The 1752-nt window shown below is 36.0% G+C and carries 2 protein-coding genes; both read left to right on the top strand.

Translation table 11 applies throughout. The features are described from left to right. The first annotated feature begins 93 nt into the window (after window positions 1-93). A complete protein-coding gene (locus H575_RS06445) occupies window positions 94-1401 on the top strand; it encodes a hypothetical protein (RefSeq protein WP_162139407.1) in 1308 nt (435 codons plus the stop codon). 159 nt (window positions 1402-1560) lie between these two features. Beyond that, window positions 1561-1752, top strand: a 192-nt coding sequence (locus tag H575_RS09490; RefSeq protein ID WP_211213865.1) for a hypothetical protein, incomplete at its 3' end; no start/stop codon positions are given.

Here is a 1752-nt window from a genome sequence, read left to right as displayed (position 1 = left end):
TTTTCTCACTATTTGTCTCACGATTCCGACGGATACATTCTGCATTGGAGTCTATGCTCAATGTATTGATAATAGATGAGGGAGAAAGGGTAGTTGTGGATTGGGTTCCAATCTGCAAGATTATCAAAAAGAGGGTTTTCCTCTGGTGTTGCTTACGTATCTGCGATGAGGAATCCTTCTAACGAGGTTAAAATGAATTTGATAAAAAACAAAATTGTTCACGTAGAATTACTACTTTTAATATTTGTGGTTTTTTCATTCACCATGATTAGTGGTGTTGGTGCAACTATGCCAAATGATGATATCGTAGGAGATGGAATTAACGTACTTACCATTCAAAACGATTCTGAACAAAAGCTTTTGTCTACAAATTTTATTTGTATTGTTCTCACGGAAAAACAGTATAATGCTGCTACCACCCCCAAGGATGGAATCGTTCGTCTGGTGATTCCCCAAGATAAATTTGTAATTGTACAGGTTCCAAGTAAAAGTGAGGTATCAATCCCATCCGACATAGTTAACAGGAGCAAACTACCCAATAACGAAAAAATTATTGTGTTGTGGATCCCCCTTCCGTTAATCAGTTACAATGTCGTTGAAGAGGATGTTGTACTTTCTGCTCCAGAAAATTTCTTCAATACCTATGAATCATTATCTGATCTTTTACAAGTTGCAAAAAAGGATTACATGAACAATATTGAAATTGATCAATTTATTCCAGCTGAAACTTATTTCAAGGAAAAAAATTTGAGAAGTTGGATTCGTTATGAAGAAAGAAGAGTCTATAATGAGAATACAGGATATCAAATTAATGGTCTTACGGGTAAATTATATGATGCTACTTATTCAAATCAGGGAAATTCTAACTTTGCGTCATATCATGAGATAGAAATTTATCTTAATAACAATGATTGTATTGAATTTATTAGTGAGATTAGTGATGGTGTAACACAAAGTTTACAAGCATATTGGGTAATCATTTATGATAATCTCTCACCTAGTTATATTACATTACTTTCACGAAAGTATGATAATGTCCCATACATGGAATATTATCTTTACCTTGAGAGCGGCAGAACGTACTGGGTTCATTTTAAAAATCCAATCACAAATACCTGGTATACCCAATCTTACATTGACTCAACACCAAGTACATCCATACATCAGATTATGCCCTCTTCAGAACTTTATCTAACTTATTACTCACCCTCTTTGTTAATTCAGAATAGTATCGTTGAAGATTGGACACGTACAGTATCCAATGGTTTAATTAAACCACAAACCACTCTGTATGAAATGACATATGCCGCATCATATGACCAATATGTATCGGTTTCAAGTAATTGGAATACGGATAATGGAATAACATCACAACACTCTGGGGGTACATCAGTATCATAAATTATATGGTATGGTAAAATATATTTCCAGTATGAGGTTCAAATGATGAAATTGCGTATAAAAATTCTTGCTGCATGCATATGCTTACTCCTGTTAACCCTTAGTGCCGGCTGCATCTCACCGGAACACCACTCAGAAAATAATAGCCTGCCTGACTTCATGCCTGGTATGTTTGATGGGGGATTTTTGATATCACCCCCCGAAGTAGTATCATATACCACTCCTGCTCTAGACTGGTACTACGATCTGGATAATGCAACAGGTTTTGTAAGCGTGCAGAGACGGGATGACCGGTCAAATCAGATTCCCATTTACGTTGCAGAACCGGGTGTTGAGGGAAGAATTGCCATA

It is taken from the genome of Methanocorpusculum bavaricum DSM 4179 (assembly GCF_000430905.1).
Lineage (GTDB): Archaea > Halobacteriota > Methanomicrobia > Methanomicrobiales > Methanocorpusculaceae > Methanocorpusculum > Methanocorpusculum parvum.
Note: the sequence above shows the minus strand (reverse complement) of the source record. Positions and strands in the feature narration are given on the sequence as shown.